General features: G+C 49.6%; 19 protein-coding genes. 6 read left to right on the top strand and 13 right to left on the bottom strand.

Annotated elements, in window-relative coordinates; all coding sequences use genetic code 11:
- The first annotated feature begins 92 nt into the window (after positions 1-92).
- On the top strand, positions 93-299 hold the full coding sequence (locus QXT17_RS09315) for a DUF433 domain-containing protein (RefSeq protein WP_020962184.1): 207 nt from the start codon (positions 93-95) through the stop codon (positions 297-299).
- Between the two features lie 102 nt (positions 300-401).
- Here QXT17_RS09315 and QXT17_RS09310 read toward each other — a convergent pair whose 3' ends face one another.
- The 6 genes from QXT17_RS09310 to QXT17_RS09285 form a co-directional block, all read right to left on the bottom strand.
- A complete protein-coding gene (locus tag QXT17_RS09310; RefSeq protein ID WP_052887127.1) occupies positions 402-1,349 on the bottom strand; it encodes a ParA family protein in 948 nt (315 codons plus the stop codon).
- On the bottom strand, positions 1,333-1,722 hold the full coding sequence (locus QXT17_RS09305; protein WP_052887128.1) for a hypothetical protein: 390 nt from the start codon (positions 1,720-1,722) through the stop codon (positions 1,333-1,335). Before QXT17_RS09305 ends, QXT17_RS09310 begins: the two co-directional genes overlap by 17 nt.
- A 151-nt stretch (positions 1,723-1,873) precedes the next feature.
- Positions 1,874-2,365, bottom strand: coding sequence for a DUF371 domain-containing protein (locus QXT17_RS09300; protein WP_052887129.1), 492 nt, complete (start codon positions 2,363-2,365; stop codon positions 1,874-1,876).
- Positions 2,350-3,390 (bottom strand): flap endonuclease-1, encoded by a 1,041-nt coding sequence (fen, locus tag QXT17_RS09295; RefSeq protein ID WP_020962188.1) that lies wholly within the window; start codon positions 3,388-3,390, stop codon positions 2,350-2,352. The genes QXT17_RS09300 and fen overlap by 16 nt, the downstream gene beginning before the upstream one ends.
- On the bottom strand, positions 3,380-3,637 hold the full coding sequence (locus tag QXT17_RS09290; RefSeq protein WP_020962189.1) for a hypothetical protein: 258 nt from the start codon (positions 3,635-3,637) through the stop codon (positions 3,380-3,382). The genes fen and QXT17_RS09290 overlap by 11 nt, the downstream gene beginning before the upstream one ends.
- A complete protein-coding gene (locus QXT17_RS09285; RefSeq protein WP_020962190.1) occupies positions 3,634-5,841 on the bottom strand; it encodes a CDC48 family AAA ATPase in 2,208 nt (735 codons plus the stop codon). Before QXT17_RS09285 ends, QXT17_RS09290 begins: the two co-directional genes overlap by 4 nt.
- A 113-nt stretch (positions 5,842-5,954) precedes the next feature.
- Here QXT17_RS09285 and QXT17_RS09280 point away from each other — a divergent pair, with 113 nt between their 5' ends.
- Positions 5,955-6,764, top strand: coding sequence for a peptidylprolyl isomerase (locus QXT17_RS09280; RefSeq protein WP_052887130.1), 810 nt, complete (start codon positions 5,955-5,957; stop codon positions 6,762-6,764).
- On the opposite strand, the gene QXT17_RS09275 is transcribed toward QXT17_RS09280, so the two are convergent.
- Both QXT17_RS09275 and QXT17_RS09270 read right to left on the bottom strand, forming a co-directional pair.
- Positions 6,694-7,164, bottom strand: coding sequence for a UPF0179 family protein (locus tag QXT17_RS09275; RefSeq protein ID WP_187148147.1), 471 nt, complete (start codon positions 7,162-7,164; stop codon positions 6,694-6,696). The two genes, QXT17_RS09280 and QXT17_RS09275, sit on opposite strands and share 71 nt — an antisense overlap.
- A 60-nt stretch (positions 7,165-7,224) precedes the next feature.
- Positions 7,225-8,496 carry a translation initiation factor IF-2 subunit gamma gene (locus QXT17_RS09270; RefSeq protein ID WP_020962193.1) on the bottom strand — a complete coding sequence of 424 codons (1,272 nt, stop codon included), beginning with the start codon at positions 8,494-8,496 and terminating at the stop codon, positions 7,225-7,227.
- 115 nt (positions 8,497-8,611) lie between these two features.
- Between QXT17_RS09270 and psmB the strand changes: the two genes are divergently transcribed.
- Both psmB and QXT17_RS09260 read left to right on the top strand, forming a co-directional pair.
- Positions 8,612-9,208 (top strand): archaeal proteasome endopeptidase complex subunit beta, encoded by a 597-nt coding sequence (gene psmB, locus QXT17_RS09265; protein ID WP_020962194.1) that lies wholly within the window; start codon positions 8,612-8,614, stop codon positions 9,206-9,208.
- A gap of 35 nt (positions 9,209-9,243) precedes the next feature.
- Complete coding sequence (locus QXT17_RS09260; RefSeq protein ID WP_244870327.1) at positions 9,244-11,193, top strand: beta-CASP ribonuclease aCPSF1; 1,950 nt, start codon at positions 9,244-9,246, stop codon at positions 11,191-11,193.
- A 3-nt stretch (positions 11,194-11,196) separates the two neighbouring features.
- On the opposite strand, the gene QXT17_RS09255 is transcribed toward QXT17_RS09260, so the two are convergent.
- Positions 11,197-11,730: a DUF1947 domain-containing protein gene (locus QXT17_RS09255; protein WP_020962196.1), complete on the bottom strand. Its 534-nt coding sequence runs from the start codon at positions 11,728-11,730 to the stop codon at positions 11,197-11,199.
- Complete coding sequence (locus QXT17_RS09250) at positions 11,678-12,268, bottom strand: hypothetical protein (RefSeq protein ID WP_052887132.1); 591 nt, start codon at positions 12,266-12,268, stop codon at positions 11,678-11,680. Before QXT17_RS09250 ends, QXT17_RS09255 begins: the two co-directional genes overlap by 53 nt.
- 65 nt (positions 12,269-12,333) lie before the next feature.
- On the opposite strand from QXT17_RS09250, the gene QXT17_RS09245 reads away from it, so the two are divergent.
- Both QXT17_RS09245 and moaC read left to right on the top strand, forming a co-directional pair.
- Positions 12,334-12,879 (top strand): molybdenum cofactor biosynthesis protein B, encoded by a 546-nt coding sequence (locus QXT17_RS09245; protein ID WP_244870328.1) that lies wholly within the window; start codon positions 12,334-12,336, stop codon positions 12,877-12,879.
- A 2-nt stretch (positions 12,880-12,881) separates the two neighbouring features.
- The gene (moaC, locus tag QXT17_RS09240; protein WP_148684691.1) at positions 12,882-13,340 is read left to right on the top strand and encodes a cyclic pyranopterin monophosphate synthase MoaC; all 459 of its coding nucleotides are present in this window, start codon (positions 12,882-12,884) and stop codon (positions 13,338-13,340) included.
- A gap of 7 nt (positions 13,341-13,347) precedes the next feature.
- Here the strand turns inward: moaC and QXT17_RS09235 are convergent, their stop codons facing one another.
- The 3 genes from QXT17_RS09235 to QXT17_RS09225 all read right to left on the bottom strand — a co-directional run.
- The gene (locus QXT17_RS09235; RefSeq protein ID WP_052887134.1) at positions 13,348-13,809 is read right to left on the bottom strand and encodes a molybdenum cofactor biosynthesis protein MoaE; all 462 of its coding nucleotides are present in this window, start codon (positions 13,807-13,809) and stop codon (positions 13,348-13,350) included.
- A 1-nt stretch (position 13,810) separates the two neighbouring features.
- A complete protein-coding gene (locus tag QXT17_RS09230; RefSeq protein WP_052887135.1) occupies positions 13,811-14,065 on the bottom strand; it encodes a MoaD/ThiS family protein in 255 nt (84 codons plus the stop codon).
- A gap of 5 nt (positions 14,066-14,070) precedes the next feature.
- Positions 14,071-14,591 (bottom strand): M20/M25/M40 family metallo-hydrolase (locus QXT17_RS09225; RefSeq protein ID WP_342815821.1); only part of this gene is annotated, 521 nt, incomplete at its 5' end.

The raw sequence follows: 14,591 nt of genomic DNA, 5'->3' as shown, positions 1-14,591 counted from the left end.
TTTAGTTTTTCTCCTAATAATCACCATTTATGGGCAATTTTTGTCCGCTTTTTCGTTTAGATTTTAAACCCCCGTGTGTTTATTTTAGGGTTATGAGGCTGGAGATTGGTAGGTATATTGTTATTGATGACGAGGTTTGTCATGGTAAGCCTGTGTTTAAGGGAACCAGGGTTCTGGTTAGTGATGTTGTTGAGCTTCTTGGGGCCGGCGTGTCTATAGAGGAGATTGTTAGGGACTATTATCCCAGCCTGAATGAGGAGATGATAAGGGAGGCGTTACGTTATTTTGCATCGTGTTAAGGATGGCAGGGGATACAGCGGTCAAGCTTGTAATAGGCTGTGTGTTTTAGGCTTAAGGGATCGTCTCTTCTAGTTGTCGGCTTCATGGAGTTCTCGTTGGGTTTATGTTATGCTTTTTTGGCATGTGGCGTGTGACCATATGTCTTTTAAGAGGTTTTCTGTTGTGTTCTTTAGATCGTCATCGCTTTTTCCGCCTTTGATTATCTCTTTGAATTCGAGCCTTGATATGTCTGCGTTTAGGGGTAGTACGTAGTTAGAGAAATTGATGAGACTTTTAAGCCCTTCAATTGATTTTTCTAGGTTTTTGCGTCTCTCATCACTGGGATGTTTGAATAGGTTAAAGCCTCTGCTTGGTTTTACGCCTACGAAGTTTAGGTTTAAAAGTGCATCTGCTTCTATTGTTCCTGACTTAGCTAGATTAATGACTCCGAGAAACCTTGCCATATAGTCTGGGGTCGACAGCCCAAAATCTTTTGCGTATTTCATGAGTCTTCTCAGCATTCTGGCTGTTCTCCTGGAATCTACTATGGATGGTCTTAGGACGACTACGTATCGTGTAGCAGCATATATGCTCAAAACCGTGTAGCGTACATCGAAGAATGGGGCACTATCAATAATTATAAAGTCGTAAAAGTTGTATGCTCCGCTTTTCTCTAGGAGTTCTCGAAACTCGGGGCCTGGACGCCCGGTATTCCAGAGTTCCTCCACAATTTGTTCTAAGTCTTCTCCTGGAGGTAGAATGTTAAGCTCTACACCTCCATGTTTTACCGGCGTGACGTAGTCGCTAATTTTTCTCGTAATCAAGCCTTTGTTGTAATCTCTGTAAAGGTTAACCAGGGTGGACCCTTTTGTAAGACTGTCGTCATATTTATCTTCCTCCATCAAAGAAAGGCTTAGCCCAGCTGTGGGGTCAAGGTCTAGTATTAGCAGTTTTAGTGGCGAGACGAGTCTCTTCTCGACGAGCCACTTTGCCAGGAATATTGCTAGTGTTGTTTTTCCAACACCGCCAGACGCAGATACAAAAGATACAACCTTACATGTTGATGACATGTAAACCGCTCACCTCTGAATATACGCATGCCTTGAGATTGGTTGCAGTGCAAAGCTTCCTTAAATTTTCCATGTATTCTTCACTAATTGTCTTTACTACGTGGAAGACACATACATCTTTGAATCCTGCTATGTGTACAAGTGCTAGCGCTTGGCCAAAGCCACTGTAGAACCTTGAAGGATACAGCTTTACTTCGCAGGCTTCTGTGTCTATCGACAAATCTGCTTCTACACCGTTGATTACTGTGTTGGCTCTTGCTCCTAAATGATTTGCCAGGAGCTCGCAGAATTCACGTTCATTCGTGGATGTTTCAACTATTTCTCGGAGCTTTCCTATGGAATCTAAACTTAAAATGCCCTGGAGCAGACGCATGTCCCTCTATTAAGAAGTTTGTATTATCAAATATTAAGCTTTATCGCTTTGTTAGATAAAAAATCTAAATTGCGAAGAATTACAGCTTTTTGTTCTTTTCTTGTTCAAAGTGAGAAAAAGGCTTCCTCATAGTTTAGGATTTTTCTTTCACTTAATATGACTGGCTCTTGATTAGCTGTATTACTTGTTGTGGTGTTTGGTTTGGGTGTGTGATTATGAGTTGTATATGGGTGTCTGGGTTTTTTAGGTGGTTTTTGATGTGTTGTGGTAGGTCGTTTGCGGCTTTTTGGGACTGTGTCGCGATTGTGCGTGGGTCGATGTAGGTGCTTTTTCTTATTACTATGGAGGATGGGTGTGTGGGGTTTAGGTTTGGGTTTCCGTGGGCGTAGAAGTGGTCGTATGTGTCGTGTTGTGGTAGGTAGATTATGATTAGTATTGGGGCTGGGGTCTTGATTAGGTTTAGGGTTTGTGGTGAGAGGTCTTTTGCGGCTTTGTCTGCTTTTACTCCGATGATGCAGTCTCCGCGTGGTGTGAGTTCTGGGTCTCTGGTTATCTCCATTGTGGTTTTGTGGGTTGCGCGTATGTTTGGGTGTCCCTTGGCGTTGATTATCTCTATGGGTGTGCCGTCTAGAAGCCGAACCATGTTTCCAGTGATTGTTGGCGGAAGTGTGTGTTGTATGCTTTTTCTAGCCTGTCTAGGGCGTTTGTTACCCTGTCTAGGGAGAACTGGTGCTTGTCTACTAGTAGGCTTATGATTTTTTCTTTGTCTGGCTGTCTCCACGTGAGGGTGTAGTTGTCTGTGACTGGTGGGTTTTGGAAGAGCTTTAGTATTTCTTGGGGCGGGACGTCGCTTTGCCACTCGACTGTTTTGAAGATTTTGTCGGGGTCCCTGAGCTCTTTGACTAGTTTTAGTGCCTTTTTTACGCCTATGTCTTTTGCGCCTTCTGGAGCGTAGTCTGTGCCTACGAGTATGCCTATGACTATTAGCTGTTCATGTGTTATGCCGTGTGTTTTTAGGAGCTGTTCTAGCTCTATTATTTCTGGCTTTACTTCTACGTAGACGTCTTTCCTGGGCAGCTTCCTCTTGCCGGTGACGCCGAGGTTTCTGACTAGTCTGGGGCTTCCGAACAACAGGGAGTCGAAGTCCTGGCTGCCCGTGGCCCAGGCGTCTCCCTTTTTTGCTAGGTGTGCGGCCTGGGCTTCTCCCTCGCTTGGGGCGTTTATGTATGGTATGCCCATGTACTGTAGGAGTAGCTTGGCGTCTTCGACCATGGACGTGGAGAGCCTGCTGGTCTGCTGTGCATAGACTCTGGCTTCCTCGAGGTCTCCTCTCTCGATTGCCTCCTTGTATTTTTGTTCTGCCTGGACTTTTACCTGTAGCCTTCTCTCCAGCTCCTTCTGTTTTAGTTCTGGGGGCTTGCCGTCGAAGACGTAGACGGGCTTTATGCCTACCTCTACGAAGTTTATTGTCCTGTAGAATAGGCCGTTGAGGTGGCTGGTTATGTTGCCCTGTGCGTCCATTAGGGGTGTGCCGTCTTTCTGCCTTATTGTTGCGAGGAACTGGTAGAGGATGTTGTAAGCGTCTATGGCTATGACCTTTTTGGCGAAGAATTCTAGGTCTACCTCCTTTGCTACGGGCTCTACTAGCTCCTTTATTTTAACTCCCACTTGTGTTCGCCTCTTTCTTGAGTAGCTTGATTATCCTCATGTTTTTCCTGGAGCCTTCGACCCTTATATAGCCACGTGTCTCGAGTATGAGGAGTAGCTTGTTGAACTCTTTGGGCGAGATTTCTTGCCCGACGTATTTTAGGGCCTTGTTTACGTTTTCGTAGAGGTCTTTGTCGTTTAGTGTCCCGTTGTTCCGTTTAAGCTCAGAGAGAACAAATAGGACTGCCTCGTTGTTCATTTTCTTCACACGTAGAATCCTGTTACGGTTAGCTGTTGCTTGGAGACTTTCCTGGCCCTCTCGTTCCAGGCCTCGTAGAACTTTATAATGTCCTGTGTGAGGGACGGCTTGACCTTCTTTAGTGCCTCTTCGAAGTGCCTGGCATAGACCTTGTCAATGTTTATGTTTTCTCGTAGAGCTAGGAGACCAGCCTCCCTCACGAGCACCTCTATGTCTGCACCTGTGTAGCCTTCTGTCTTTTTGGCTATTTCTAGGAGGTCTACGTCTTCTGCGAGCGGCATGTTCCTCGTGTGTACCTTGAGTATCTCTAGCCTGGCTTTCTCGTCTGGCGGCGGGACATATATTAGTCGGTCAAACCTGCCCGGCCTCAGCAATGCTGGGTCAATTATGTCGGGCCTGTTAGTGGCGGCAATCACGACCACGCCCTCAAGCCTTTCTAGGCCGTCTATCTCTGTGAGGAGCTGGCTTACTACGCGCTCTGTTACGCCCGAGTCTGTCGAGACGAGTCCCCTCATTGGGGCGAGGGCGTCTATCTCGTCGATGAAGATTATGCTTGGGGCGACCTGTCTGGCCTTCCTGAAGAGCTCCCTTACTGCCCTCTCGCTTTCTCCTACCCACTTGCTGAAGACTTCTGGACCCTTTATGCTTACAAAGTTTGCCTCGCTCTCGGTGGCTACAGCTTTTGCCAGCAAGGTCTTGCCTGTGCCTGGCGGGCCGTAGAGCAGGATGCCCTTCGGCGGATCGATGCCTAGGCGCCTAAACGAGTCTGGATATTTCAGTGGCCATTCTACTGCCTCGCGGAGCTGCTGTTTTACTTCTTCTAGTCCACCTATGTCGGTCCAGCGTACAGTTGGGACTTCTACCTCGATTTCCCTGAGGGCGCTTGGAGTTATTTCCCTGTATGCATTCATGAAGTCCTCCATTGTGACTTCGATTGTCTCTAGGACTTCTACTGGGATTTCTTCGCGTTCTAGGTCTATCTTTGGGAGAACCCTTCTCAGGGCCTTCATTGCGGCTTCTCTGCAGAGGGCGGCTATATCTGCGCCTACGTACCCGTGTGTTATCTCTGCTAGCTTCTCGAGGTCGACGTCCTTTGCTAGCGGCATGCTCCTGGTGTGTACCTTGAGTATCTCTAGGCGTCCACGCTTGTCTGGTATGCCTATCTCTATTTCCCTGTCGAACCTGCCAGGCCTCCTGAGGGCTGGGTCAACAGCGTTGGGCCTGTTTGTCGCGCCTATGACTATCACGTCTCCGCGTGCCTCGAGTCCGTCCATTAGTGCTAGTAGCTGTGCTACTACCCTCTTCTCAACTTCTCCTGTAACCTCCTCTCTCTTTGGGGCGATGGCGTCGATCTCGTCTATGAAAATTATTGCGGGGGCGTGCTCCTTTGCCTCTTCAAAGATTTCTCTCAGCCTCTGCTCGCTTTCGCCATAAAACTTACTCATTATTTCTGGACCGTTGATTGCTATGAAGTATGCGTCTGTCTCGTTTGCGACAGCCTTAGCCAGCAAGGTCTTTCCTGTGCCTGGCGGGCCGTAGAGCAGGATGCCCTTCGGCGGATCGATGCCTAGGCGCTTGAAGAGCTCGGGGTGCCTGAGGGGCAACTCAACCATTTCACGTATCTTCTGCTTGGCCTCCTCTAGGTCTCCGATGTCGTCGTATGTGACCCTTGGTATTTTGCCTGTGTCTACTGGTCTTTCAAGTATCTTTAGCTGTGTCTTGTCGGTTACGACTACTACTCCCTTTGGCTTTATGTTTGTGACAGTGAAGTGTATCACTTGCCCAAGTACGGGTATCTGTATAACGTCTCCCTCTATTATCGGCCTGTCGAGCAGGCGTTTCTTGACGTATGCAATGAAGTTCTCGTCCACCGCTAGCGTCATTGAGACTGGGGCCAGCCTGACAAACGTTGCTGGCTTTACTTCGGCCCTGCGCACCTTCACCTTGTCGCCGATGCTTACCCCGGCGTTTTTACGTGTCCAGCCATCCATCCTTATGACTCCTTTCCCCTTGTCCTCGGCGTAGCCCGGCCACGCCACTGCCACGGTCTTTCTCTTGCCCTCTATCTCTACGACGTCGCCCGCGCTGATGCCGAGTGCCTCCATTGCGTCTTCGTCTATTCTTACTCTGCCTCTTCCAGCCTCGTGTTGCCTGACCTCCAAGACCTTCAGCTCTATTTCTTGGGGTTTTTCTCCATCACTCAAATTAGTCACCAGAAACCTAAAATCAAAGATGAAACTGTGCTTATAAATTTGCTTTTCATGGAGGCTTGGAAAAGGTAAAATTAATATTTAGATGATTTCTTCGACACTGCGGCGATAAAAGTATGGGACTGCAGAAGGGAGAATTCGTACTGATCAACTACACGCTCACAGTGCTCGACGACACGCAGGAAAAAGTGATTGACACCACCTACAAGGAGGTTGCCGAGAAGGCTGGGCTCAAGACCGAGAACGTAGTCTTCGAGCCTGAACTAGTCATTATTGGGGAGGGCTTCGTCATAAAACCCATCGAGGACGTGCTTGTAGAGATGAATGAGAATGAAAAGAGAGAGTTCGTCCTCGAGCCTTCCCAGGCCTTCGGCGAGAGAGACCCTAAAAACATAGTGATTCTCCCAGCGAGGGAGCTTTCAAGCAGGGGGGTCATACCAAGGGTCGGCGAAGAAGTAGAGATCGAGGGAAGGAGGGGCCGAGTAATAAGGATAGGGGCGGGAAGAGTTACAATAGACTTTAACCATCCATTTGCAGGCAAAAAGGTCAAGGTAGAGTTGACGCTCGAAAAGATCCTCAAGGACGATGCAGAAAAAATAAGGGAACTGTTCCACAGGTGGTTCAGGAACATCCCCAAAGAGAATATAAAGGCAGAGATAGCTGGGGACACAGTAAAAATAGAGGTGCCGACCTCGATATTCCTCATTGAAAACGCCTTCACGCTTCTCAGCGGCTTTGTGAGGGATGTCCAGAGGCACTTCGAAAATATCAACAATGTAGAATTCGTAGCCAAGGTGCCCATCGAGAGGCCAAAGAAGGAGGAAGAAAAGAAAGGAGAAGCAGCGAAGGAGGAGTCTAAGGAGTCTTCCGCTGGGCAAGAAAGTGCTTCGCAAGAATCCAGAGCCGAGGCGAAGGAGGAGCAGTAGCCTCCACTTCGCATAGGTAAAGGTTTTCTCCGACTTTTGCGACACGCTTTATAACGTTTATTTTTTCGCCTTCTTCTAGGTAGACCGGGTTGCACTCTAGGGGGTACTGCTTTTTTATGTCCTCGCTACAAGATGGCCTAGTGTATCGGACAGATGCGCCCGGTATCGCTACCTGGGCTTCTAGAATCACCTGGAAGGGCAACTCTTCTACCTCGACTACTTGCATTCTCTCCGCCAGCGCCGGGCACACGTTGTAGTGGTTCCGGGTAGAGACCACCCTATAGCTGACTAGTGGCCTGAGCGCGCCTATGCATACAGAGAAGTTTTCACAGCCAATGCACTTGCTGGAAAGCATTGGCTGGAAAATTGACCCCTTCGACGCGAAGGACTCGGTTACCATTGATATTGTTTTTCTCCCCATTTCCCATCGACGCTCCTGCTTCTACATGGAAAGGGGGAATTACTTGACATAGCCGTAGCCTATAAGCCTCCATTTGCCGGCGATCTGCCTAGAGATGGCGACCCTGTCGCCCTTTTCCGCCACTACTGGGATGCGGAGCTTCAAGTGTACCACGTTGTCTCTGGTGCTTGTCGCTTGCCCAATGGACAGGGAGGTGCCGATGTTTATCAGCAGTATTTCGCCCGCCTTAATTGGTTCGACCTTGAGGGGCTGATCAATTCCCACGACCCTCTCCAAAAGATATGTATCTATCTCTACGTCGTAGAGAGCCGGTGGCAGAGTGCCCGGGTAGCCTACAACGTTCCCAATCAACGCGTCTGCCTTTGTGAGGCTTGGGTCAAGTGTTGTTCCCACGGCTATTAGGCCTCCTGGGTAGGCTTTTTCAAGCGGCTGGTTCCCCGTCTTTAGCGAGGTTATAGTGGTGTAGACTGGCTCGTAGACCTCTTGGCCGTCCTTCTTTAGCTTGATTCCAGGCCTTATCTCTATCTCGTGTCCAAGCTCGAACTTGCCCTGGACAACTGTTCCACCCAGCACTCCCCCAACCATGTCCTTGACGCTGGTGCCAGGCTTGTTGACGTCAAATGACCTTATCACGTACATTCTGGGGGGCTTGGATGTGTCTCTCTTGGGGGTAGGAATGTACTTCTCGAGGGCCCATATCAGCGCGTCTATGTTGACCTTGTGTAGAGCTGACACAGGTATAATTGGAGCATTTTCTGCTACTGTTCCCTCGACAAACCTCTTTATTTCTTCGTAGTTTTCCTTTGCACGCTCCTTCGAGACAACGTCTATCTTGTTCTGGACAATAACTATGTTTTTCACGCCGATTATTGAGAGAGCCGTCAAGTGTTCCCGGGTCTGGGGCTGGGGACACTCCTTAGTAGCGTCGATGACCAGGAGTGCGCCGTCCATGAGGGCTGTGCCTGCAAGCATGATTGACATGAGCATTTCGTGTCCCGGCACGTCGACGAACGAGACTTTCCTAACGAATTCTAGAGGAGTTCCACAGTACTTGCACTTCCCGTCCTTAGGCATCGTGGCACTAGTATAGTAGGCCTGCGGCGGGGGACACTTTGGGCACCTGTATATCTCGGCATCAGCGTAGCCAATCTTTAGGGTTATGCCTCTCTTTATCTCTTCGCTGTGCCTCGAGGCCCATATACCCGTAAGTGCCTGGACCAGCGTTGTCTTGCCATGGTCGACGTGTCCCGCGGTACCTATATTGACTAGTGGCTGTTTTTTAATTGCTTCTGCAAATTCATCATCACTCATATGGGGGAAAAATTATTGTCCTCTATTTAAACCTGTAGCAGATGGGAACGTGTAGCCGGAGCTCCGCAGAGATATTAATTTATATGTATCGCGTTCATGATGGTTAGGGTTAGGTATGGCTATTGAAAAGAACTTCCTGAAGGGCACAACTACTGTCGGAATAGTGGGTAAGGACTTTGTGGTTCTTGCTGCTGATAGGAGGGCAACGGCTGGGAGCTATATTGCCAACAAGCAGGTATGGAAAATAGTAGAGATAGATTCACATGTAGCGGCGACTATAGCTGGGACTGTTGGAGACGCACAAATGCTTATCGATAGGCTCAAGGTCGAGGCTGGATACTACAAGACGACTGTTGGGACACCTATACCTGTCAAGAGCCTAGCCACCTTGACGTCGCTTATCCTATTCAATTATAGACCAATACTGCTCGTCCAGATGCTTATAGGCGGGCTGGACGGCGACGGCCCATCCCTCTACTCGGTGGACTGGCTCGGCACGGTTACGCAGGAGAAATACACCGCTACAGGCTCGGGGTCTCCCTACGCTGTCTCGATGCTGGAGCACGAATACAGGGAAGACATGACGCTCGAGGAAGCTGTTAACCTAGCTGTCAAGGCGGTTAATGTTGCCCTGGCAAGGGATCCTGGGAGCGGCGAGGGCGTAGACGTGGCTACAGTTACAAGGGAGGGAGTAAAGCTGATCAGGCGCTAGGCTAGGGTTTATATATTTGATTTTTCACTAGCAATTTGGCTAAGAGCCTTTTCCAGGTGAAATTCTTGGAATCAATAGTTGCAGTTGCCAGGGAAATCCGTGAGGCAATATTCAGCACAGTGCCCAGGGATACAGAGATAACAAAGGTAGACTTTGAGGGGCCAAAGGTAGCCATATACACGAGGCGCCCCCAGGTGTTCTTGGAAAACGACGGCGAGCTTGTAAAGAAGATTGCCAAGACAATCAAGAAGAGGGTAATAATTCGGGGCGACCCAGAAAAGAGAAAAAGCGAAAAAGAGACAGAGGAAGTAATCGAGAAGCTCATACCAGAAGAGGCCGGGCTAAAAAACGTCTACTTCAACGATATCACAGGCGAGGTCGAAATAGAGGTACTCTTTCCTGAGAAAGTTACACAGGACGCATTAAACGCCATATTCTTCGAGACGCTTTGGACCCCACGTGTATTGAGGAGGCCCCCGGTTCACTCGAGAACCGTGAAGGAGATCAGGGACCTCTACAGGGCGTCGAAGCAAGAGAGAATAGACTTCCTGAAGAAGCTTGGCTACAAGGTCTATAGGAAGCCTATCTTCCCGACACAGATGGTCAGGATAGTCTCGCTCGGCGCGGCAAGGGAGGTCGGCAGGAGCGCCATCCTAGTACAGACGCCGGAGGCAAACATCCTCATGGACGCTGGGTTAAAGCCTACGGGCAACGGTGACGAGCTACCATTGTTCGATTTGCCAGAGTTCGACGTGGACGACCTGGACGCGGTCGTTATTACCCATGCGCACCTCGACCATATAGGCGCCCTGCCCGTGCTGTTCAAGCACGGCTACAAGGGGCCCGTATACATGACCGAGCCAACCCTCCACTTGGCGAAGCTCCTCTTGGAGGACTACGTAAAGGTGTCTGAACGCGAAGGCAAAGACCCGCTATACTCTATGCGTGACGTGAACTCGTTTATTCTCAACACGTACACGCTGACATATGGAGAAGTTACCGACATTGCACCGGAGATTAGGCTGACGTTTTACAGGGCTGGACACATCTTGGGATCAGCTATGATCCATCTACATATAGGCGACGGCCTGATAAATATAGTATATACTGGCGACGTGAAGTATGCGAGGACAATGCTTCTCGACCCTGCATACAACAAGTTCCCGAGGGCAGAGGTCTTGATTATTGAGAGCACCTACGGCTCCAAGACAGATGTTTTGCCAAGCGAGGATGACGCGAAGCTGGAGCTCGGGAAAATAGTCCTGGAGACTGCACAGCGAAACGGCATAGTACTTATACCTGTCCTCGCAGTGGGCAGGGCCCAGGAGGTTCTGCTGGCCTTGCTTGACCTGATGAAGAAGCAGGCCATACCACAGCTACCCATATTTATCGAGGGCATGATTGACGAGGTTTCAGCTGTACACATGACTTTTCCCGAATACCTCTCGGCAACAATCAGGGGCATGATCTATAACGATGAAAACCCGTTCACTTCTGAGAATATCCACGTTATACGTGGCGAGGCCCGCGAAGACGTGATAGAAAAGAAGCCGGCAATAATTCTCGCTACATCCGGCATGCTTACGGGCGGCCCCGTGTTGGACTATCTAAGGATGCTTGCAGACGACGAGAACAGTAGTCTTGTCTTCGTAAGCTACCAGGTTGAGGGCACGCTTGGCCGAAAGATTCTTGGAGGCCTCAGGAAGATAACGTTCTCAGACCCCTCTGGGAAAGCCATAACAAAGGATCTAAAGATGCAGGTATACAGGGTTGAGGGCTTTTCTGGGCACAGCGACAGGAGGCAACTAGAGGCTTTTATACGTAGAATGGAGCCTACACCTAAAACGGTTATCCTCAACCATGGCGAGACAAGCAAGATAGACGAGTTTATGCGTTACCTTGGCAGCGAGTGGTTCAAGAAGAAGTCTGGCCTAAGCTTCGAAGTGAGGGCCCCGCAGAACGCCGAGAGTATACGCCTCGTATAGGGGCTACTTTGTTGAGAGGTTCCAGACCTCGTCTCCTAGATAGTGGAGCGTTTTTATTGCTTTTCCTTTTTGGCTGGTCTTGATTTCTTGTGAGCTCATCAGGGATAAGCCTATAGCTATCGTCCTGGCCTTGTCTAGTTCCTTTACGAGGACCCTTGTGTTGGGCCCGAATTCTCCCTCTATCTTTTTTATTCCTGGAACCATTACGTCTGCACCGTTCAGGATTTTTGGCACGGCGCCTGCATCAACGTATACGGAGGGGTAGCTTGGGGATAGATTGGCCTTGTAGATATAGTATAGAGAGGGTATGAATCCGTCCCCTGTTACCCTGACAAATGCCAGGGTGTTGTCTAGAAAGTAGAGCTCGCTGAGCTCTGGGTGTTTGACTATGGCTATTTCTACGCGTTCTGCTTCCTGTATCTTCGCTACGTAGTCTTTTCCAAGCTCCTTCTCTGCTTCTTCCTCTAGCTTCTTCCTGTCCTTCTTACTCAGAAGGTACCTCGAAACTATCTTCAGTTCCTTTGGAGACTTGCTCATAGCTTCCACCCTCAACAGTATAATAGGTTACGACGCCCTCTTTATCTACTACTGCCACGACGAGCTCCCTGTCGCTTTCTAGGGCCCTTCTAAACATGTCTTCAAACTCTTCGAACCCCATCTTTGTGCCCTCCACTACGATCCTTATGAGTAAGCGGTGCACCTTGTTCTTCTTTTTCCAGTCGAGGAGAAACTCGCGTGGGTTAACCCCGTGCCGGACTATAAATGACCTATTCCTCAGGTCTGCATACACGTTCAGCTTCAGCCAGAAGTCGGGGTCGCCCTGGGCCGCCAGCTTTACAAGTTCGCTGAACTGGACTTCTTCCCCCTTCTCATTTTTCACTTTGAGTAGGCCCCTGTGTAGGAGATATGCGGCCTCAACAAGTGAGAGCTCTAGCCCGGACGTCGTCTGGAAACCGTAGCCCTTCTCGGCAAGCTTCGAAACGGCATCACTGTCTGTAACTACTACTTTGTCGCCTGACAGCCGTCCTTCGCCGATAATCTTCTGTGGCTCTTGCTGTGTTTTCCGTTCTTCCACGCGTTATTTTGGCCATCATACAATATAAAAGTTCTTGTCGCATAGTTAAGGCTGGTGAATAATCGATGCCGCACCATATACATTCTGGGATGCATGAGCACAAAGCCAAGGCCCTGAAAAACCTCAGGTATGCTTTTGTCACGGTTAGCACGTCGCGCTTCGAGGCAAAGCTTGGAGGAAAAACCATACCCGACGAGTCCATAGAAGTAGCTAAAAAGCTCATAGAGGCAAACGGCGACACGCTTGTAGAATACGTTTTGATCCCCGACAACCCGCGGCTCTTGCTTGAAGCATTCCTAGAGCTTGCAACCAGGGAGGATATAGACGTGATTGTGTTTAGTGGCGGGACGGGGCCCGCTCCTAGCGATGTAACGATCCAGACGCTTGGACAAGTCCTCGAGAAAACCCTGACTGGTTTTGGGGACGTCTTTAGATATCTTAGCTACAACGAGATAGGGCCTTCAGCCTTCCTAACAAACAGTGTTGCCGGCATCTTTTCTGGCAAGCTCGTGTTCCTCTTGCCTGGCTCGCCAAACGCAGTGAAACTTGCATTGGAGAAACTTATATTGCCCGAAAGCGGGCATATCCTGTCGCTGGCTAGGGGTAAGTAGCTATGTCTGAAGCCGGGAAAGTGAGAATGGTCGATATAACTGGGAAAGAGGAGGTCTACCGTGAGGCTACGGCTGTTGGGGCTATAAAGCTACGCAGGGAGACAATCGAGAAGATTAGGAGGGGCGAGGTCCCAAAGGGCGACGTTGTCTCCGTGGCCAAGACCGCGGCTATTCTTGCCGTTAAACGTACATGGGAAATTATACCCCTATGTCACCCTATTCCAATAACATCTGTACAGGTCGACGTGGAGTTGCTTGACGAAGAGGCAAAGGTCACTGTGAACGTGAAGACAACTGCCAGGACAGGCGTAGAGATGGAGGCGCTTACGGGTGTTAGCGTGGCCCTTCTCACGATTTGGGACATGGTTAAAGCCCTAGAAAAGGATGACCGCGGCCAATACCCGCAGACAGAAATAAGGTCGATAAGGGTAGTTGAAAAGGTAAAGAAAAAGGAGGAATAGAATTTAGCTACCTTTCTTTCTTGGGAACCCTTTTCGAGTCCCCAATTATCCAGTAGTCGCCGTCCTCCCTCTTTTCGAGCTTCCAGACGTATGCCTCATGCTTAACCCGTTCAAGCACCGTGGATAGCCCATGCATGGCTTCTTTTCTTGACACAGAGGCTACAGCTATAAAGAGTACGGGTTCGCCTGGGAACGCTTCGCCTTTCTTGTGGTAAATCATTATCCCGAGGAGGCCGTTCTTTTCGAGCTCCTCGCGGGCTATTTTTTCTAGGCTCTGCGTGGAGTAGGGCTCGGCGGCTTCATATACAAGGCTGTTGACCTTTTTACCCTCTATATTGCCCTTGATGCGCCCTGTAAATATCGTTACTGCTCCAGCCTCTGTGCCCAGTGAACCGAGAAAATCGCCGAGTAGCTGGGCTGGCTCAATTTTTTCGACGAACCCCACCCGAATGAAGCCTTTCTGTGCCATTTTATCCACCAGATACTGGGGGCGCTATAATTATTTGGCTCTCGTCTGGAAGGTACTCGTCGAGGTCTAGGCGTTTACCGTTTACGAGCACCAGGAGCTCTTCGACGGGGGATTCTTCCAGGCGATATTTCTCGTACAGGAGCTGTAGAAGCTCTCTGAGTGTAGCCTTCTCTTTATCTAGGACAATTACTTCTTGGTCCTTGCCTACTTGGTCCCTGACGACCGAGACATATTTTACGTATAGCTTCAGGGGCATCTGGGCTACGCCTTTAGGAATTCCACCATGAATTTTCGGAAGAACTCTATGTCTTCTAGATACACGAATTCGCCCTCACTGTGGATGTTTGTCCCTTCACGTATTGTTCCAAAAGCAATCACGTCCATTCCATACTCGTCGAAGAAGGAGCCGTCGTTTCCGCCCAGCTCTGCCGCTATCCCGATATTGCCTCCTCTAGCCTTGCTGGCCGCAGTGACGACTTTCTGCACGAAGGCCTGGTTTTTCGAGTACCAGCCTTTTTGTTTCCCGAGAATCGTTGTCTCAAGTGCTACTCCATGCTTCATGGCTATAGAGGAAATCGTGCTGAGGAGCTCGCGTATAGCCTCTTCCAGGTCCTCCTCCGGCAAAAGCCTCATGTCGAAGCCGGCCCACGCCTCTCCCGGTATACGGTTGTGCTTCTCTGGCTCAGAGGGCGGAAGCTTCACAATATTAATTGTGAACCTCCCCCAGACATACGGCACTGGGCTTCCAGGAGGAGACGGGAACCTAGAAATCTTCGAGCCGC

Source organism: Thermofilum sp. (assembly GCF_038871435.1).
Classification (GTDB): Archaea; Thermoproteota; Thermoprotei; order Thermofilales; family Thermofilaceae; genus Thermofilum; species Thermofilum adornatum.
This window is presented reverse-complemented; position numbering and strand designations above follow the sequence as displayed.